The organism is Brevibacillus laterosporus (assembly GCF_030489605.1).
GTDB classification, from domain to species: domain Bacteria; phylum Bacillota; class Bacilli; order Brevibacillales; family Brevibacillaceae; genus Brevibacillus_B; species Brevibacillus_B laterosporus_E.
This window is the reverse complement of sequence record NZ_JAUKFY010000011.1, coordinates 1-18894: the sequence shown is the minus strand read 5'-3', so window position 1 is coordinate 18894 and position 18894 is coordinate 1. Positions and strand designations below refer to the sequence as shown.

The 18894-nt window shown below is 40.6% G+C and carries 16 protein-coding genes and 3 tRNA genes; 2 read left to right on the top strand and 17 right to left on the bottom strand.

Annotated features, from left to right (window positions below; all coding sequences use genetic code 11):
• Positions 1–5 precede the first annotated feature (5 nt).
• The 8 genes from opp4C to QZ995_RS13310 form a co-directional block, all read right to left on the bottom strand.
• Positions 6–917, bottom strand: a complete 912-nt coding sequence (gene opp4C, locus QZ995_RS13345; protein ID WP_301807577.1) for an oligopeptide ABC transporter permease — start codon at positions 915–917, stop codon at positions 6–8.
• A gap of 13 nt (positions 918–930) precedes the next feature.
• Positions 931–1896, bottom strand: a complete 966-nt coding sequence (gene opp4B, locus QZ995_RS13340; RefSeq protein ID WP_301807575.1) for an oligopeptide ABC transporter permease — start codon at positions 1894–1896, stop codon at positions 931–933.
• A gap of 29 nt (positions 1897–1925) precedes the next feature.
• A complete protein-coding gene (gene opp4A / locus QZ995_RS13335) occupies positions 1926–3650 on the bottom strand; it encodes an oligopeptide ABC transporter substrate-binding protein (protein WP_301807572.1) in 1725 nt (574 codons plus the stop codon).
• Positions 3651–3691: 41 nt separating this feature from the next.
• Positions 3692–4687 carry an ABC transporter ATP-binding protein gene (locus QZ995_RS13330; RefSeq protein ID WP_301807569.1) on the bottom strand — a complete coding sequence of 332 codons (996 nt, stop codon included), beginning with the start codon at positions 4685–4687 and terminating at the stop codon, positions 3692–3694.
• Positions 4684–5703, bottom strand: coding sequence for an ABC transporter ATP-binding protein (locus QZ995_RS13325; protein WP_301807566.1), 1020 nt, complete (start codon positions 5701–5703; stop codon positions 4684–4686). The genes QZ995_RS13330 and QZ995_RS13325 overlap by 4 nt, the downstream gene beginning before the upstream one ends.
• 278 nt (positions 5704–5981) lie before the next feature.
• Complete coding sequence (tpx, locus tag QZ995_RS13320; protein ID WP_301807564.1) at positions 5982–6500, bottom strand: thiol peroxidase; 519 nt, start codon at positions 6498–6500, stop codon at positions 5982–5984.
• Between the two features lie 95 nt (positions 6501–6595).
• On the bottom strand, positions 6596–7123 hold the full coding sequence (locus QZ995_RS13315; RefSeq protein WP_301807562.1) for a hypothetical protein: 528 nt from the start codon (positions 7121–7123) through the stop codon (positions 6596–6598).
• Between the two features lie 309 nt (positions 7124–7432).
• On the bottom strand, positions 7433–8260 hold the full coding sequence (locus tag QZ995_RS13310) for a lipid II flippase family protein (protein WP_301807560.1): 828 nt from the start codon (positions 8258–8260) through the stop codon (positions 7433–7435).
• 352 nt (positions 8261–8612) lie between these two features.
• Here QZ995_RS13310 and pyc point away from each other — a divergent pair, with 352 nt between their 5' ends.
• Entirely contained in the window at positions 8613–12059 is a 3447-nt protein-coding gene (gene pyc, locus QZ995_RS13305) for a pyruvate carboxylase (RefSeq protein ID WP_301807558.1), read from the top strand.
• A 75-nt stretch (positions 12060–12134) separates the two neighbouring features.
• On the opposite strand, the gene ytfJ is transcribed toward pyc, so the two are convergent.
• From ytfJ to QZ995_RS13275, 6 genes are all read right to left on the bottom strand, one after another.
• Positions 12135–12602: a GerW family sporulation protein gene (gene ytfJ, locus QZ995_RS13300; RefSeq protein ID WP_301807557.1), complete on the bottom strand. Its 468-nt coding sequence runs from the start codon at positions 12600–12602 to the stop codon at positions 12135–12137.
• Positions 12575–13246 (bottom strand): DUF2953 domain-containing protein, encoded by a 672-nt coding sequence (locus QZ995_RS13295; RefSeq protein WP_301807556.1) that lies wholly within the window; start codon positions 13244–13246, stop codon positions 12575–12577. The genes ytfJ and QZ995_RS13295 overlap by 28 nt, the downstream gene beginning before the upstream one ends.
• Positions 13247–13304: 58 nt before the next feature.
• Positions 13305–14387 (bottom strand): 3D domain-containing protein, encoded by a 1083-nt coding sequence (locus tag QZ995_RS13290; RefSeq protein ID WP_301807554.1) that lies wholly within the window; start codon positions 14385–14387, stop codon positions 13305–13307.
• A gap of 179 nt (positions 14388–14566) precedes the next feature.
• On the bottom strand, positions 14567–14767 hold the full coding sequence (locus tag QZ995_RS13285; protein WP_301807552.1) for an alpha/beta-type small acid-soluble spore protein: 201 nt from the start codon (positions 14765–14767) through the stop codon (positions 14567–14569).
• A gap of 479 nt (positions 14768–15246) precedes the next feature.
• Complete coding sequence (locus tag QZ995_RS13280; RefSeq protein WP_301807934.1) at positions 15247–15783, bottom strand: YkoP family protein; 537 nt, start codon at positions 15781–15783, stop codon at positions 15247–15249.
• A gap of 356 nt (positions 15784–16139) precedes the next feature.
• Positions 16140–16796, bottom strand: a complete 657-nt coding sequence (locus QZ995_RS13275; protein ID WP_301807549.1) for a TerC family protein — start codon at positions 16794–16796, stop codon at positions 16140–16142.
• A 321-nt stretch (positions 16797–17117) separates the two neighbouring features.
• On the opposite strand from QZ995_RS13275, the gene QZ995_RS13270 reads away from it, so the two are divergent.
• Positions 17118–18251, top strand: coding sequence for a sensor histidine kinase (locus QZ995_RS13270; RefSeq protein WP_301807546.1), 1134 nt, complete (start codon positions 17118–17120; stop codon positions 18249–18251).
• Between the two features lie 315 nt (positions 18252–18566).
• Here the strand turns inward: QZ995_RS13270 and QZ995_RS13265 are convergent.
• From QZ995_RS13265 to QZ995_RS13255, 3 genes are all read right to left on the bottom strand, one after another.
• A tRNA-Gly gene (locus QZ995_RS13265) sits at positions 18567–18640 on the bottom strand.
• Positions 18641–18649: 9 nt separating this feature from the next.
• Positions 18650–18736, bottom strand: a tRNA-Leu gene (locus tag QZ995_RS13260).
• 12 nt (positions 18737–18748) lie between these two features.
• Positions 18749–18822: transfer RNA gene (locus tag QZ995_RS13255), tRNA-Pro, on the bottom strand.
• Positions 18823–18894: the final 72 nt, after the last annotated feature.

The following is an 18894-nucleotide window of genomic DNA, read 5'->3' as shown; positions in this document are numbered from 1 at the left end:
TTAGGCTAACGCAGAGATTTTGGATTAAAAGCGTCCTTCAGGCCTTCTCCTACGAAATTAATCGCTAAAATTGTCAATGTAATACAAGCTCCTGCTGGCAGCCAAATCCACCATTGTTGTTCAATGACTTCCGGAGAGACCGCATCTGACATGATATTCCCCCAAGACGGTACGTTAGAAGGAACACCAAAGCCTAAAAAGCTAAGTCCTGTCTCTACTACGATCATGGAAGCCAACAAATAAACCCCCTGTACAATGATAGTGGAGATAACATTAGGTAAAATATGCTTGATAATAACCTGTGCAGGCGTACATCCAATTGAGATAGCGCTATGCACATATTCATTCTCTTTTTCCGCTAAAATCTTGCCACGTACCATCCTCGCAGTAGAGCCCCAGCTAAGTACACTGACTACTGTAATAAGTGTTAGTACTCCCGAGGCCGTAAAGACCGAGTTCAATACAATAACAAATATGAGAAACGGAAATGTAATGATAAAATCCGTAAAACGCATCAGTAAATTATCTACCAATCCGCCAAAATAACCAGCCACAGACCCTATCAGAGTACCGAAGATAACGACAAAGAATGTAATGGAAAGACCTATTGTCAGCGAAATTTGCCCGCCATATAAAAGCCGTGTATAAACATCGCGTCCCCCCTTATCTGTACCTAACCAATGCTCAGAACTAGGGGCTTGGTTCAAATTGCGGATATCAATTTTAATGGGATCGTAATGAGTTAAAAAATCTGCTGAAAAACAAATCAAAAAGATCACTGCTAAGAAAATAATACTAGCGATTGCTAGTTTATTTTTTGCAAATTTGCGCATTCCGATCGCCCATGGTGAAGTTCCCCGGCGTTTCTCCTGCTGAGCAGAAGCTTCTGGACTGTTGGGTGTAATAACGGGTTCCATATCTCTTTCCTCCCTATTTCAATCGTATCCGTGGATCAACAACACTGTACAACCAATCCGCGATCAGATTACCTAATAACGCCATAAAGGTTAACAGCATGGTGATCGACATAACGACAGAATAATCTCGGTTGTTAATGGAATTGATAAAGAGTTGTCCCAGTCCAGGATAGGTAAAGATGGTTTCGACTATTACCGCTCCCCCGAGCAGATTACCGATGTCAAGTCCTAGAAATGTTACCATCGGGATCAGAGAATTACGCAAAATATGCTTGTTATAAATAGCAGATTCACCTGTACCCTTTGCCATGGCCGTACGTACATAATCCTTACCGCTGCCTTCAATAATGTCGTTGCGCAAAAATTGAGTGTAGGCGGCTGTATTAAACAGGCCAAGCACAGCAGCAGGCAGGATCGTATGCCCTACTTTGCTCAAATAGTAAGATAAGGTTCCCTGCTCGACATCCACACCGATAGAACCGCTCGCAGGCACCCACCCCAATAAAATAGCAAACACATATATGCATACAATAGCTGCAAAGAACGATGGAATGGCATATCCAATATAATTCATCGTCACAATAATATTATCTATCCACGTAAATCGACGCCGAGCTGCAATCATCCCCATCACCAAAGCACCCATATAAGTAAAAACCAAAGACATGCTCATTAAAAAAATAGTATTCGGTAACCGCTCGCCGATCAGTTGAGTAACTGGCATTTTATGATTAAACGAGTCACCTAAATCTCCCCGTAAAAAACCACTAACCCAACGGCCATATTGAACAGGAATGGGATCGTTAAATCCTAGCGATTCTCGCATTTTGGCTATATACTCGGGATTGGCATTATTAGGGTCAATCTTCCCCGAAAGGGCGTCCCCTGGCATTAATTTTGCCAGGGTGAACACCGCAATGGAGATCAGAATCAGAATTGGAATCATGGTTAAAAATCTCCGCAGCGCAAACGCAACCATTCGTACACTCCCCTTGTTCTACAGCTGTTTTAGTTGGTAACCCACCATTTATGAGTATCTATTTGATTGGTAAAGGAGTTGATGTGAACACCTTGTAGACGTTTGTTGACTGCAGTGATATCCTTTCTGGCGTGCATGATAATCATCGGCACTTCTTCGTTAACCAGTTTTTGCCATTTATAATAAACCTCTTTGCGATACTTTTCATCAAAAGCTTTTTCACTGATTCCTTCTTCAATCAATTTATCTGATTCTGGATTTACCCATCGAGGAAAATTCCAGAGATCATCTGCTTTCCATAAGCCTGTTGGATCAGGATCATTCGCTAAAGACCAAGCTCCGGCGAACACCTCAACACTTGGCTCATCTTTTTCGACTGTTCGATAAAATAAGTTGAATTCTTTTAATGCTCCACCATTTAGTTTTGCATCCAAGCCTACATCTTTCCAGAATTGCATGACTGCTTGTGCTCGAGGCTCAGCAGTCTCATCGCGTGTCATCGCATCATAATTAATTGTGAATTTCTTACCTTGAGGATCTTCACGGAATCCGTCCCCATTAATATCTTTATATCCTGCCTCGTCCAGCAATTGCTTTGCTTTCTCAGGATTATATTCGTACGCATTAATTTGATCAGCCGGAACCTTCGCCCAGCTTACAGGTGGCATTGGTGAGTTAAGCGGTTCAGCCTTGCCATTTTCAAATGCCTCAGCCAATGCCTTACGATCCAGTGCATAGGCCATTGCTTGACGTAACCGCTTATCAGCAAATTTCGGATTATCCATTACATTTTTCCTTTGCTTTTCATCCCAGTGACCTAGCTTAAATCCAATATAGCTATACGCAAGCTCATCCACTTCCTTCAATATTAAATTATCATTTTTTTCTATCTCTTTAACCTGGGAACGCGGAATTGCCATAATGTCAACTTCGCCTTTTTTCAACAAGCTATTTGCTAATTTTCCATCAATAATTTTATATATAATCCCATCCAAATGAGGTTTGCCTTGCCAGTAATCATCAAAGCGTTCTAATTCAACAAACTCACCTGGTTGAATTTTTTTCACTTTAAAGGGTCCAAGTCCGATCGGTTGCTGACGAACTTTTGGAGAATTTGGGAGGTCTTTTACAGCAATGCCTGCATAATATTTTTTGGGCATTGGATTCGACCAAATATTATCTAAGAAATTCACCATCGGCTTTTTCAGTTTGATTTCAATATTATACGGATCAATAATTTTTACGCCGGAAATGGTTTTTGCAGTTCCTTTATTGTATTCATCCATTCCTGCAATCATTTTTACATTAGAATAGCGTGAGCCTTTATAATCCTTATGCCCGATTACCTCAAAGGCATATAACCAGTCCTCTACCGTTAACTCATCACCATTGTGCCATTTTACACCCTTTTTAAAGGTAAACGTATAGGTTAAATGATCGGGGCTTTCTTTCCAAGAAGCGATTTTCGGATAGGTCTTTAAATCATCCCCTGTATCCAGCAAAGAATCTGTCATAAAACGCAGGATGCGATCGTCGTCATCTCCTTCATAAAAGCTACGATCCAATAAGCCTTGAAACGGACTTTCATAAGCGTAAACAATTTTTCCGCCATCCTTAGGCTGCTGTTCAGTAGCAGTTGCTTGTGTTGGCTCAGTTGATTTGGTTTGTGTTGTATTCGCTGGCTTAGAACAACCTACTACGCCCATCGATAAAGCTAAAAGAGCTGATAGGACAATCATATTTTTCTTTTTCATGTAATAATCCCCCTTGCTATATTTTGATTAGAGTTCCTTGATTAATATAAATGGCAAGCAACCTGATGTCCTTCACTCACCTCCTTTAAGCTCGGTTTTATCTCTTTGCACTCCTGCTTCACGTATGGACAGCGAAGATGAAACGCACAGCCACTAGGCGGCTTCTCCGGTGAAGGAACATCCCCTTGTAAAATAATTCGCTCCCGATTGAATCTAGCTCGCGGATCTGGTACAGGAATTGTAGATAGTAGCGCTTGTGTGTACGGATGCAACGGCTCTTTATACAAGCTGTGCTTATCGGTTACTTCAACCAACCGACCGAGATACATAACCCCTATCCGATCACTGATATGCTTAACAACGCTTAAGTTATGAGCGATAAACAAATAGGACAATTTAAATTCCTCTTGTAAATCCTGCAAAAGATTCAAGACCTGTGATTGGACTGATACATCCAAAGCCGAAACAGGCTCGTCTGCCAATATTAATTTAGGCTTTAGTGCTAATGCTCTTGCAATGCCAACCCGTTGCCTTTGACCACCAGAGAATTCGTGAGGATATTTATAATAAGCCTCTTCTGGTAAACCGACACGTACAAGCAGTTCCATTACCTCAGCTTTTATATCTTTTTCCGGTTGATTGGTGTAATTTCGAATTGGTTCGGCTACCAGATGTCCCACCATCATCTTAGGATTTAAGGAAGCATAGGGGTCTTGAAAAACCATCTGCATATGTTGGCGGGTATCCCACAGCGGTTTGCCTTTCATGCTTGTAATGTCCTTATTATCAAAGTAAATGCTACCTGCTGTCGGTTCGGTTAACCGCAAAATGGTACGTCCTGCTGTCGATTTTCCACAGCCGGATTCCCCTACCAGTCCAAGTGTTTCTCCATCTCTTAGGACAAAGGAAATATCGTCTACTGCCTTCACTTCCCCAATTTTTCGTTTAAATAATCCTCCTGTGATGGGATAATATTTTTTAAGGTTTTTGACTTCTAACAACATCTTGCTTTTTGTATCAGCAGTGGTTTGGTTCATAGCGACGCCTCCGCAATTTCGTTAGGTTGGCTTTGAGGGTAAAGTAGGCAACGTACTTTATGTGAATCACCAATATCGCCTAGCTCTGGCGAGACCGCGGTACACTCTAGCATGACCATTGGACATCGGGAAGCAAATCTGCATCCTGTCCTTGGCATGTTGACCAGTGACGGCACTATCCCCTTTATGGAATACAGTCGATCTTTGTCTTCATCGAGCTTGGGAATAGATTCCAACAGGAGCTGTAGGTATGGGTGCTTTGGCTCATAGAAAATTTGGTCCACACTGCCTTGCTCCACAATTTTACCGGCATACATGACCATTACTTCATCTGCCATTTCAGCTACTACTCCTAAGTCGTGCGTAATCAGCATGACAGACATCCCGCTCTTTGATTGAATGTCGCGTAATAGTTCTAAAATCTGGGCTTGAATCGTAACGTCTAAGGCAGTAGTAGGTTCATCGGCAATCAGTAGCTTTGGCTGACATGCAATGGCCATGGCGATCATGACCCGTTGCCTCATTCCTCCCGATAGCTGATGAGGATATTGGTCCACCAGTTTTTCCGGTCGCGGGATTCCAACATGTGAAAGCAATTCAATGGAACGATTTCTCGCTTCATCTTTCGAAATTTTCAGATGATTGAACAAAACCTCTTCTATTTGGAATCCAATCGTAAACACGGGATTTAAGGCTGTCATAGGCTCCTGAAAGATCATCCCCAGCTCTTTCCCACGTATTTTATTCAATTCATCCGCTGTGAGTCCCACCAAATTTTTATTTTGGAAAAGAATGCTTCCATTAGCCACTCTTCCTGTTTCCTTTGGCAGCAATCCCATAATGGATAACGACATGACGCTTTTCCCACAACCTGATTCTCCAACGATACAAATCACTTTGCCAGGATCAACCGAAAAGGAAACACCATCCACCGCATTATAAAATTGATTGTTAATGCGGAAGCCAGCTTCTAGGTTAGAGACTTCCAGCAAAGGTTCTGTCTGCTTTTTCTCCATACGTCACCTGCTTTGCACGAGTAGTTGAATGAATTATGAGATAAATTGAAATTTTATAAAAACAATTTTATCCATATTATGGGGTAGCACATCTATAAAAGTCAATAATTTTACCAATTGTTATCAATTCCTCATGCAAAAAAACCATTTAAAAGCTTTATTCTTAAATGCTAAATTTTTTTACTGTACTTAACTTTTCCAAACATAAAAAAGCCCTCTCTAATGTGAGAGGACTTTTCATTTCCTTTATGAATAAAGAAACCGCGCATGCTCTTTCCTTATTTTGCTGCTTTTACCGCTTCAATTGCTGCTTCGTAATTAGGATGCTGGCCTACTGCCGGCAAATATTCTACGTAAACAACCTTATCATTAGAATCTACAACGAATACTGCACGGGACAATAAACGAAGTTCCTTAATAACTACGCCATAAGCCAAACCGAAGGAAAGATCACGATGATCTGATACTGTTTGAACTTTATCAATACCAGCCGCTCCGCACCAACGTGCCTGCGCAAATGGCAAATCAACAGAAACGGTCAGAATTGTCACATTGTCTAGCTTAGCTGCCTCTTCATTAAAACGGCGAGTTTGTTGATCACAAACACCTGTATCTAAGGATGGCACTACAGAAATAAGACGAATTGTCCCTTTGGAATCAGCCAGTGTTACTGGGCTTAGGTTGTTTGCAAGCACGGAAAACTCAGGAGCTGCATCTCCCACTTTAATTTCTGGACCTAGCAGTGTAACTGGTTGATCTTTAAAAGTAACGACACCTTGACGTTCAATTGCAGACATAGATAACCCTCCTCTAACTTTGTAACTATGTAGTACAATTATCATACATGTTTTTTTGAAACTTTTCACTATCAAAACGTTTAAAAATGTAATTCTTAATGTAAATAGCGTTTGGTTTTATATTTTCCAGGTTCAATCTTTACAATTTCCTTAACCTCATGTTCAAATAACCCGTCACTTTTCAAATTTAACTCATGACATCGCAGAATAGCGTGATAGAGGGCAAAAGTGAAGCTTACGCCCTTTAGTACATAGCTGCTACTCATCTTATCAGGATCAAGAGTATTAACAATCTCTATCTGATAATCGTGCTTTTCCGATCCAATGGCCGCCATATACCCCATATCCTTTAACACTCCGCCAACATCAAAAATACCATTATCATCGTAATCAAATGTACCTGATCCCATTACCATTAAATCGAGTAGTTGAACAACGCTCATCCGCTCTATATGCAGGGGTCTAGGCAGTGAAATCACAGAACCATCCTCGTTAACCACGTATACTTTATCTCGATAGCCGAAAATAAATTCACTGGGATCAGTATCTTGAGCAAATAACCACTGTTTTCGTGGAATAAGCAATCTCCAAATCTCCACTGGCTCTCTTCTTAGCAGGTCCATATGATTCCCTCCTCTCCCCATTTTGGACAAAAAAAAGAAGCGGTAAACCGTTTCATGCATAATACACCGTCCATATCAGGATTAGATCAATTTAATTTTATCATCCGTCTTACAGCATCTAACATAGGCAGGAATTTATTTACTCTTTAAAAATTACCCTGATGACTGCCTTTTTTCACGTCTATCAGAATTTTCTCTGTACCCCCGCAGAATTCACCCTAGATAAAACCAACAAAAAAGCGCATTCCCACCTTTTCGAGAGGAATTGCGCCGTTACAGACTACATGTATATGCCAGTTCTCTTCTTTTTTAAATATGTGGTGCAATCAGTGATATTAAGTAAGCAAATGGAAATAGTAAAACTTGTGCAATTACCGTACCGACTAACCGTCCAGCACCGAGGTGAAAAACCGTAACCTTTAGGTCCTTATAAGGTCGGGCATCACTAACTACATCATCAAGCAGCTTTGAACAAATCGGATCAACAAAAATAACCAATAAGATGGTTCCTACTCCATTAATGACCGTAGCCATTTGGTTTGCCACCGTGCGATGATCAGGTACAAGAACCCCTGCATACAGCGATGATAGGATAGCAATGGAATAAAAGGAAAAAATAACGGCATTCATCCAAAAGAAATTAGCACCGATGCGGGTTTCTTTTATAATCTGCCAATTATTTCGAAACGATGGAATCCAAAATTGAGAGGGCATTTTCCAAAATAGACGCAGAATGCCTTCGCTACGAAAAATTTTAGGGACACTGCCATGCTTATCCAATTTACGTGTACCAATGGCCAGCACGCGTGTAACGGTAGGCAACAGAAACATCCCCAGCACAATGCCCATACTCATTCCGAACAGAACAATACGAAAATTTATTAACAAATCATTGATTAATTGCTCGTAGTTCATGAGGGGAATTTTATCCTTAAAGCGTGTAACAGCTTCAAGCATAGAGGCCAACAGTATGGACTGACTCATAACAGCAAACCGGGCGAATAACACCAATATGTTGAAAAGCGAAGTAGAAGCGCCAATTTTTCCTGTGCGCGCACCAGAAAGCCTCGCAGCATAAGAGACTGTTTCTACACAGCTAATCAACATGGTAACCACCACCACGATCATTAGTTTCATATTATGTATTCTCCTATTCACATTGCCATAACTGTGCAATCTATGATTCTTTCGTTCAACGCTAACCTATTTTATAATGTTTCGTAGGAGAAGAAAAGTAGGTTTCCTCTCTAATTTGGTTATTCTGATCATGATGTTAAAATCAAACAATTAACTTCTTTACCGTTTTGTTCAAAACTCCCTTTTTTGGGTATAGTTGTAGATAAAGTCACGAATTTGTCTCATTAGCTGAAAAGGCAAGAAAAATGGTACGAAAATTAATGTAAATACAGGTGTTTTTCTGTATCATGGAAAGAAAGCACATGATAGAGATGTTAACCTGCCACTTACATAACGATAGGGGAGAAAAATCATGGAGCAGAGAAAAATTAAAAGACTGCTAGTAGCCAACCGCGGAGAAATTGCCATTCGTATTTTCCGTGCCGCTACTGAGTTATCAATCCGTACTGTTGCCATTTACTCTGAGCAAGACAATATTTCACTTCACCGATTCAAAGCCGATGAATCTTACTTAATTGGTGAGGGAAAAGGCCCGATTGAAGCTTATCTGGATATCGAGGGAATCATTGAGATTGCGAAAAGACACAATATCGATGCTATCCATCCCGGTTATGGCTTCTTATCGGAAAATGAAGAGTTTGCACGTCGTTGTAAGGAAGAAGGAATTATTTTCATCGGTCCCTCTTCCGATCTAATCAAGAAATTCGGCGATAAAGTAGAAGCCCGTAAACTGGCAATTGAAGCTGGTATCCCAGTCATTCCAGGCACAGAAGAGTCCATTGAATCGTTGGATGAAGCCTTGGAGTTTTCGCGTCAAGCAGGTTTCCCTATCATTATTAAAGGGGTATCTGGCGGCGGCGGTCGAGGCATGCGAATTGTTCGAGGACCTGAGGAATTGCAGGAGGGCTTGGAAAGAGCCCGTTCTGAAGCCAACTCTTCTTTTGGCAATGCAGAGGTTTATCTGGAACGGTATCTGGAAAATCCAAAACATATTGAAGTACAAATCATAGGAGATCAGTATGGTAACCTGGTCCACTTATTTGAGCGCGATTGTTCTATCCAGCGCAGACATCAAAAAGTCGTTGAAGTAGCACCTAGTACAACACTCTCTGATGAGCTGCGTGAAGAAATCTGTCAAGCTGCTCTAACCTTAATGAAAACGGCTGGTTATTCAAACGCAGGAACCGTTGAGTTCTTACTTACACCGGATAATAAGTTCTATTTTATTGAGGTAAACCCACGGATTCAGGTAGAACATACGATTACAGAGCTGATTACTGGCATTGATATCGTGCAAACCCAAATTCGTGTAGCAGAGGGCTTACATTTAAGCGATCCGCAAATAGGCATTACTTCGCAAAATGACATTAAAATGAGCGGCTATGCCATCCAATGTCGCGTTACAACAGAAGATCCAGAAAACGGCTTTATCCCTGATGCCGGAAAATTGCTGGCGTGGCGTTCTGGCGAAGGATTTGGCGTGCGCTTAGACGGAAACAACGGGTATCCTGGAGCTGTCATTACACCATACTACGACTCCCTGCTGGTTAAAATTTGTACCTATGCAAATACATTTGAGCAAGCCTCGCGCAAAATGCTCCGTAGCTTGCGAGAGTTTCGGATTCGCGGTGTTAAAACCAATCTGCCATTCTTGAAAAACGTGGTAACACATCCTGATTTCTTATCAGGTAATTACAATACATCCTTTATTGATTCCAAGCCGGAATTATTCAAATTCCCAGGTGTGCAGGACCGTGGTACACGATTGCTTAATTACATTGGAAATATCTCAGTTAATGGTTACCCTGGGCTATCAAAGGAGGAGAAGCCGCTGTTTCATTCTCCTCGCGTGCCAAAAACACCGTTTGATCAGCCTTATCCAGCCGGTACAAAACAAATTTTGGAGCTTGAAGGCGTTGAAGGCTTAACTAAATGGATTCAGGCCCAAAATAAGGTTTTACTGACAGATACCACCTTCCGTGATGCCCATCAGTCCCTATTTGCCACAAGGGTGCGTACCTACGATATGCTTGCGATTGCCGAAGCAACGGGTAAATTGGGCGGAGATTTATTCTCCTTGGAAATGTGGGGCGGTGCAACATTCGATACCAGCATGCGCTTCTTAAGTGAATCACCATGGGAACGCTTGCGTCTATTACGCGAAAAAATTCCAAATGTCCTATTCCAAATGCTGTTGCGCGGAGCAAATGCGGTAGGCTACACCAATTACCCAGACAATGCGGTTAAGGCATTTATTAAAGCATCTGCTGAGAATGGTATTGATGTATTCCGTATATTCGACAGCCTGAACTGGCTCCCAGGCATGGAGCTGGCCATTGATTCTGTACGCGAATCAGGCAAGGTCGCTGAAGCGGCAATTTGCTATACAGGCGATATTCTTGATCCAAATCGCACCAAATACTCTTTATCCTATTACGTAGAGCTGGCCAAACAGCTTGAAAAAGCAGGAGCTAACATCCTTGCGATCAAGGACATGGCAGGACTCTTAAAACCATATGCCGCTTATCAGCTTGTCCATGCTCTAAAGCAGGAGATCGGCATTCCTATCCATCTGCATACACATGACAGCTCCGGTAACGGCGGTGCTACGCTGGTTAAAGCTATTGAAGCAGGGGTAGATATTGTAGATGCTTCCGTAAGCTCAATGTCTGGTCTTACCTCTCAGCCAAGCCTCAATGCCCTGGTAGCCCTGCTTGAAGGGACTGAACGGGATACAAAGCTTGATCTAGACGGCTTCAATAAGCTATCCGACTACTGGGAAGATGTTCGTCCGATGTACCAAGGGTTTGCCAGCGATATGAAATCCACCAGTGCTGAGGTTTACCAGCATGAAATGCCAGGTGGCCAGTATTCTAACTTGGAACAGCAAGCAAAGGCTGTCGGCTTAGAAGGTCGCTGGGACGAAGTGAAGAAAATGTACAGCACTGTCAATAAAATGTTTGGCGATATTGTAAAAGTAACACCGTCTTCCAAAGTAGTTGGCGATATGGCTCTGTTTATGGTCCAAAATGATTTGGATGAAGAAAACATTTATGAAAAAGGAGATAGAATTGATTTCCCAGACAGTGTCATTCAATTTTTCCAAGGCTATCTAGGGCAGCCGCCTAATGGGTTCCCAGAAAAGCTGCAAAAAATTATTTTAAAGGGACGAAAAGCATTTACATGCCGACCTGGTGAATTGCTTTCCCCTATCGATTTTGACAAAGTAAAACAAGAGGTAGAGGAAAAAGTGGAACGTAAGGTGGATGATCTGGAAGTGTTATCATACATCATGTATCCACAAGTGTTCCTACAATATGAACAAACCTCCAAGCTATATGGTGACCTGTCTAATTTAGAAACATCAACCTTCTTCTATGGCTTGCGTTTAGGTGAAGAAACCTCTGTTACGATTGAACAAGGAAAAACCCTGATCATTAAGCTAAACAATATTGGAGAAGTGCTGCCTGATGGAACACGTAAAGTAAACTTTGATTTAAACGGTCAAAACCGCATTATTACAGTACGTGATCTATCTGCACAAGTATCAGCCTCCGTACGCTTAAAGGCTGATCGCAAAAATCCAGGCCATATTGGAGCATCTATGCCAGGAAAAATCCTAAAAGTATTAGTAAAACCAGGCGATTCCATCTCCCGAGGACATAATTTAATTGTAAGTGAAGCAATGAAAATGGAGACTACCCTTCAGGCCCCTGCTGACGGAACAATTAAAGCTATTCACGTCAACGAAGGAGACAGTATTGAAGTAGGAGATCTTTTAGTTGAATTAGAACAATAATCATGCAGTTAAAAAAGAGCTGTTGAGGGATACTTCCTCAACGGCTCTTTTTTTATCAGTGATACTATCCACATGTTATTGCTTATCAAGCAAATCCCCTAGATCCTCATGCATTGGATGTGTGTATGTTCCGGTATGTGAACAGCTTTCTTCGCCTTGATTTTTCTTGCTATTACACATGCCTGAGAACTTATCCACAATTTGCGGAAGCGAATCCAGGATACGATCGTATAAATGGGTCGAATTCTCCAGTGGGATAGAACGAACACCTTGTTTACCCACAACCAAAAACGCAACTGGAGTAATAGACACACCTCCACCACTACCTCCACCAAACGGATGGCTGTGATCAGGATGATAGTCTCCAGCAATCTTGAATTCACTACCCCCAGAAGCAAAACCAAAGCCTACTTTAGAAATGGGTAAGATAACGCTGCCATCCGGTGTTTCAACCGGATCACCAATAATGGTATTGACATCCACCATATGCTTTAAATTTTCCATGGTGGTCTTCATTAAGCCCTGTATGGGGTGATCTGCCATTTCCTCGCACTCCCTTTCTTCATTTTAATTATGATACGAACTAACGCAACAATAACGTGTCCTACCCGAAAGAAAAGAACACAAGAAAGTTCGGTTCGGATGATAGTAGCATTCCACATAGGCTCTACGCTAATACGAGGCATTTCCTGCAAAGAAATGTAATAAGAGAGCATTGATGCCAGCATATTTTTAATCCCCAAAATGACACCGGTCAGAGTCCCCGTTGCTGCTGCATCGCCTATCCCGATTGTGGTTTGCCATTGCAATTTTTCACAATACACATGACGAAGAGCTTGGCATAGGATTGGGTAAAGATCCTGAACACGTTCAATCAATTCATGGACTCGATGCACCCATCGATCGACATCCTCTGTATCAAAGCTTTTCTTATTTTCCGTATTGGATACAACATCGCCCTTCTTCTTTACTTTAGCTACTACTTCAGGCTGGTTATTTTTATTGAGGGTGAGGTTAATCATGGGCAACTCATAATTGATTTTAATCAATTTCCAAACTCGGATATGTATGATTAAAACATCATTTTCCTGTTTTCGATGATAATGAAGAAAAATTTTTATTGGGGTAATCATTATTATGATCAATAGAAGAAAAAGTACAGCTAGTAATCCTAAAAACCAATTCATGAAAAAGCCCCCCTTCGCTTTTTGTAGTATGAGCGTTTTGGGAGGCAAATATGACCAGTTAATTCAAGATATACACCTTTGCTTGCTTAATTCCATGATCTCTCGCCTTTTGAGGAGAAGTCATGAACAAATCAATATGATTCTTTTTTACTTTCGATCCTATGTCAGCCGCTACAGCATATCCGTAACCCTCGATAAATAAGTGGGTTCCAAGCGGAATTACAGCAGGATCAACAGCGACAATCCCCTCGCGTAGGTCCCAACCAAGGTAACCCTTCGTGGGTCCATTCGTGAAGTCATAGGCCGTAGTTTTTACTTGTAGGACGCGTTTATAAGGAAACTCTACAGGAGCAGTATTTTTTATTGAATCCTCTTGTTTATCAGGTAAAAATACGGAGTGATAAACCTGGCTGGCCGCTTCTGCCCGAGTTACCTTTCTTTCAGGCTCCAGCTTTCCATTTAAGGCATCCTGAGTTTTTTCATTTTGCAGGGCATATGCATATTCTCTTTGACTCCATGTAGGTACATCTTGGCTGTCCGGATAGCTTTTTAATGTATGATAGGTTGTTGACCATTTTACATTATTTACTTCCCCGCTTTTACCGCTTGCCCTATTTAGAATTGCAATCAATTCCTGTCTTTCTACTAAGTCATTGGGATTAAGCACTCTTCTTTCGTTCTCTACGGTTCCCTGAACGATACCTAGACGAAAAGCTGTTTCTGCATAGGGAGACACCCAATTTTGCAAGGATACGTCACCAAAGCTACTTTTTCCAGCAGTAGCCGGCTCAATTTGTTTACTCTTCAATATCAGGACAATCAATTCGGCCATGGTAATCTCTTCATCTGGACGAAAAAGTCCATCTGCGGCAGAAATAACCTTGTTATCATATAAAGAAGTAATCTCCTTCTCAGCCGAGTGACCAGCAATGTCCTTTAGCGAGGCTTGTTCAGAATCTTCAGACCCAATTTTATTAGACTCATCATTTACTTTTGATGCTTCAGATCTATCTGTATTCGTTTCATATTCATTTGTAGAAGTCGCTTCTTGCTGGGATTCATTTTTTTCTGCTGCCTGTATAACTCCTGTTTGCATTCCGAGCAAACATGTCATACACGCAATTACCATTTTCCGTAACATTCATCAACCTCCAAAAGTAAGTGTGGCAATCCGTGTTGATAAGCCTCATTTTCCATTCTATTAAATACCTAAGCTTTTTCAATGCATAAATGTTTCCATTCCCCTGATCAAAAATCCCATGACATTTCTATAAAAAAAGACGCCCATTTAGGCGCCTTCTTCATCCAGCTATTTAATTATTAACGTCCAGCCAATTGTTGCTCAGCAAAGCTTACAAGACGTTTTGTGATCTCTCCACCAACAGAACCGTTTTGACGAGAAGTTGTGTCTGGGCCAAGTTGAACACCAAATTCAGAAGCGATTTCGAATTTCAATTGGTCAAGAGCTAGGTTTGCTTGAGGTACCAGAAGGTTGTTGCTAGATCCGTTGTTGTTTGGCATATCTAGTCACTCCAATCTAAATTTTTGGCTACCAACGTTTCGTTAGCAGCATTCAAAATGCAAAGACTCCCCTTATATTTTCAATGCTACTAACCATACCTGTAGGAATAAATAATCTTTTTTCCAAGTGAGTGTTACGTCGTTTCGCCAGCTTTGTAAGTTTACTATGTGTGAATTTCGTTAGCTGTATTCCTGCCAATTTTTAGCCGAAAGCTTGGTAATTTCTTGGTCCATCGATACTTCCTCTTTAATGAAAATTTTAGTATTACTAAAAAATGTTGTCATTTACTTTTAGGTAAACAGATGCTTTCGTTATTTCATTTAGCCATTTCTAAGAGGTAGAATGGTACAAAATCGTTCATTTCAAACTAGCAGTTTTCCCCAACCTGGTATGTTTTCTTAGATGAACATTTAGCTATCTTTGTAGGAATTAGAAAAAGTAAATTATGGCTATACAATGATTGATAAGTCTCTATGGGTTAAAATCGGTCGAGTAATTCTTCCTTTGACATATATACACGTGTTAGTGGCTCCATTGAAGTAGGTGCCTTTCTTCCACTTGGATGCATCACTATTTTTAACCAAGTGAGGTACCAGCGTTTAAATCGAAAATACCAAATGTCTGGAACAGGAGATATAGAAAATCCGAGTTGTCCGCTGCCTTTAAATAACAATGTTGTACCCACAATACCTTTAATCTCTCTCTCCTTAGGATGAGACTTCACCACATTCGCTAATTGAGGCAAAGACCTTTTGACTTCACGAACTAATGCTAATCCAATTTGTACATCACTGTATATTCCTTTGCTGCGTTTAGCTAACAAATAATTATGGATATGCAGCCGGATAACCAGGTCTCCCTTTTGAATTACATAGCCGTTTTTCGTTTCCAGCCTTTCTCCGCTGTATGGAAGGATCATATAGCGAAAGATATTCTGCTCTCGTTGAATATAATGTAGTCTTCTGCAACAGTGATAAATCTTATCCCATATTCCCCATAGGGTGAGCATAGTCACATTCAACGAACCTGCCTCCTTTTCAACTTTCTCCACTATTTTTTCGCAAAATCTATGTTAGTATCACCATTTCCCTCAAAAAGTATCGAAGGTGTTTCCCTATTAGGTTGGGTAAGCCTCAACTTGTCCCGTGATACTACCATTTATATGTTCGATTTCCAGGAATAAATGACTAAAGGCAATGATCTGGGGCTATTTTTCTATTTTTACTAGTTCAGGTATTTCAAACCTTACTTTTATGCTTACAAAAGATCAAAATTTCCCGTAGTTCAAAATGAAAAATTAATGTTACTCAGCATACACTACTCTTTGTGCACAAAAAAAAGCTAGGATAAAAACACTCCTAGCCTGACCTTCTATATTCGGTTACTACGCCATTTTCCAAGCAATAATACGACTATGACAATAATACCTGCAATAGCCTGATTGGGAATAACAAGATGAGAGGCTATTCTCTCGTGGACAAAAGGGTCCTCCAAAAACATATGAGAAGCTGTATAAGCCAGAATACCTGTCCCTACATATAAAAGGATGGGATAACGATCCAGCAGATTAGCAATTAGATTGCTACCAAACATCAATAAGGGAATACTCAGAGCAAGACCGATCACTACTAAGATAACATCGCCACCGGCAGCACCACCTACAGCTAATACATTATCTAGACTCATAATAAAATCTGCCAAAATAATCGTTTTGATTGCCTGTCCACTGTTTTTGCTAACTTGAACCTCGTTTGTGTCCTCATCCCCTCCTAACAATTTAAGAGAGATGTAGAGCAGCATAATTCCTCCCACTGCTTTTACCAGAGGAATAGCAAGCATCCAAGTAGCCACAACCGCAAGTAACACACGCAAGATGATAGCACCTAACGTACCATACAGAATTGCCTTCTTTCGATCAATCGGCGAAAGCCCACGACAGGCCATCCCGATAACAACAGCATTGTCTCCACTTAGAACCACATCGATAATAAAAATATGAAATAAAGCGACTAGAGTATTTGTTTCCATGGTTTCTCCCCATCTAGTGTGAGCAGCAGTGTCAATTTCATTCGAGGTTATCTCCATTACGCAATGTGACGCAGATCAATGTCGAATCTGACTCGCACTTTTCTTTTTTTACTATTATTACTATCATTACGTCATTTGCCCATTCTTTATTCTAGTTTCTCCTTCCATTTCTCTCACATGCCAACGTTATACCACCTGACTTCATTTTACGCAAGTCTTTCCCTTTTGTCGGAATTTGACTTACGATTTTATGACGAATTGGGTATTTTTTGCTTGAAAATAATTGTATTCTTGATTAGGATGGAGGAGGGTGAAGGTGTAATGGTCCATGTTACATTGCTCACATATGAGCAAATTTCTAAATTTTTAGTAACGCTAGTACCTACAATTACGGATAAATGGTTAGATAAGTTAGAAGATCTCTTTCATCCCTATCGGGTAACATTGCCTAGAGAATTGGCTGAGAAACCTTGCTACTTAATCTCACTCTTACTTATGCGTGATGCTTACGAACAAGACATCCGGGAATCCTCTTATGAAATAGGCAACTGGTTTTGGTCTGAAAAGCTTCCTTTATCCTTAACCTTAAAAACATTCCAAATACTCTACCATGTATATATGGGTGAAATCCAAGCAAATATATCACTCCATTTCATTTCTTCTCAAGAGCTCTCCTTAATGGAAAAAAGATTAAAGATATTGATTGATGAAGCCTTATACCAAGCTGTGCAAAACTATGAGGATTTGGTACAAAACGAATTAAGTGAAAAGGAAGAAACCATTTCTTATTTGCACAATGATAAATTAGAAATGCTTGATAAGATTGCATCTAATATGGCTCACGAGTTAAGAAACCCACTTTGTGCTATAGAAGGCTTTCTTAAATTAATTTTAGAAAGCACAGATGGAAACCGTGTTTTGGAGAATTATGTACAGGTCGTTTTGCATGAATTTGATAGCTTTCATCGGCAAATTACAGGATTTCTAAGCTTCTGCAAGAAACCTATATTAGATGAAATATATAAAAAGGTTTCATTGCCTGATCTACTTCATGAGGTGGAAATACTGATAACACCTCGTTTGCATGCTGAGAATGTTACATTAAATATGCGAATAGAACCTTGTGATTTATATTGCTACAAGGAAGGCTTGACTCAGGTACTCATTCACTTATTAAACAATGCTATTGATGCCGTTAGTTCAAACGCATACAAGCATGTACAGGTATCTACATACAGACATACAGATAGTCTTACTATCATGGTCGAAAACAATGGAGAAGAAATACCTCAGGATCTTGTAGAGAAGCTTTTCCAACCCTTCTTTTCCACTAAAGACGACAACACTGGCATCGGATTATCGATCTGCAAAAACATTATTGAAAAACATAATGGCAGTATTTATTGTGAATCGAATCGTATATCTACACGTTTTTTTATTCGCTTACCTTTGTAATCCCAATAATAAGGAAGTCTTTTAGCATTACCACTAGATAAAATGGATAATCTCAAATCAATGCATAAAATGAATAATCTGCTTTATTTTATGCATAATCATTCTATAAAAGCACATCATCTCAGCTTCTTTCTTTTACAGCTGGAATTGATGTGCTTTTTATTTCAATGATCTAATATCCAAGAGCTTGACAGTAATCAGTATTTTTCACTCAATAAATTTGTGATATTGACTATGATCATCTGCCATTAGTTAGGTTAATTGTCCACTATATAAGAAAAGAGTGTCCTTTAAGGACACTCTTTTCTTATGGAATGGAGCGGGTGATGGGAATCGAACCCACGCGACCAGCTTGGAAGGCTGGAGTTCTACCATTGAACTACACCCGCACATTATATTGGTGCCGAGGACCGGACTTGAACCGGTACGGGATTACTCCCGACAGATTTTAAGTCTGTTGCGTCTGCCTATTCCGCCACCCCGGCAAAATAAAAATGTCGGGAAGACAGGATTCGAACCTGCGACACCTTGGTCCCAAACCAAGTACTCTACCAAGCTGAGCTACTTCCCGATATATGTAATATGGCGTGCCCTGAGAGATTCGAACTCCCGACCTTTTGATTCGTAGTCAAACGCTCTATCC

Coding starts and splice junctions, on each gene's coding strand:
- QZ995_RS13310 (WP_301807560.1), bottom strand. CDS start 8,260: ATGAAACTAATGATCGTGGTGGTGGTTACCATGTTGATTAGCTGTGTA.
- QZ995_RS13315 (WP_301807562.1), bottom strand. CDS start 7,123: ATGGACCTGCTAAGAAGAGAGCCAGTGGAGATTTGGAGATTGCTTATT.
- opp4C (WP_301807577.1), bottom strand. CDS start 917: ATGGAACCCGTTATTACACCCAACAGTCCAGAAGCTTCTGCTCAGCAG.
- QZ995_RS13285 (WP_301807552.1), bottom strand. CDS start 14,767: ATGCCAAACAACAACGGATCTAGCAACAACCTTCTGGTACCTCAAGCA.
- QZ995_RS13325 (WP_301807566.1), bottom strand. CDS start 5,703: ATGGAGAAAAAGCAGACAGAACCTTTGCTGGAAGTCTCTAACCTAGAA.
- pyc (WP_301807558.1), top strand. CDS start 8,613: ATGGAGCAGAGAAAAATTAAAAGACTGCTAGTAGCCAACCGCGGAGAA.
- QZ995_RS13275 (WP_301807549.1), bottom strand. CDS start 16,796: ATGGAAACAAATACTCTAGTCGCTTTATTTCATATTTTTATTATCGAT.
- QZ995_RS13270 (WP_301807546.1), top strand. CDS start 17,118: ATGGTCCATGTTACATTGCTCACATATGAGCAAATTTCTAAATTTTTA.
- tpx (WP_301807564.1), bottom strand. CDS start 6,500: ATGTCTGCAATTGAACGTCAAGGTGTCGTTACTTTTAAAGATCAACCA.
- ytfJ (WP_301807557.1), bottom strand. CDS start 12,602: ATGGCAGATCACCCCATACAGGGCTTAATGAAGACCACCATGGAAAAT.
- QZ995_RS13290 (WP_301807554.1), bottom strand. CDS start 14,387: ATGTTACGGAAAATGGTAATTGCGTGTATGACATGTTTGCTCGGAATG.
- opp4B (WP_301807575.1), bottom strand. CDS start 1,896: ATGGTTGCGTTTGCGCTGCGGAGATTTTTAACCATGATTCCAATTCTG.
- opp4A (WP_301807572.1), bottom strand. CDS start 3,650: ATGAAAAAGAAAAATATGATTGTCCTATCAGCTCTTTTAGCTTTATCG.
- QZ995_RS13295 (WP_301807556.1), bottom strand. CDS start 13,246: ATGAATTGGTTTTTAGGATTACTAGCTGTACTTTTTCTTCTATTGATC.
- QZ995_RS13330 (WP_301807569.1), bottom strand. CDS start 4,687: ATGAACCAAACCACTGCTGATACAAAAAGCAAGATGTTGTTAGAAGTC.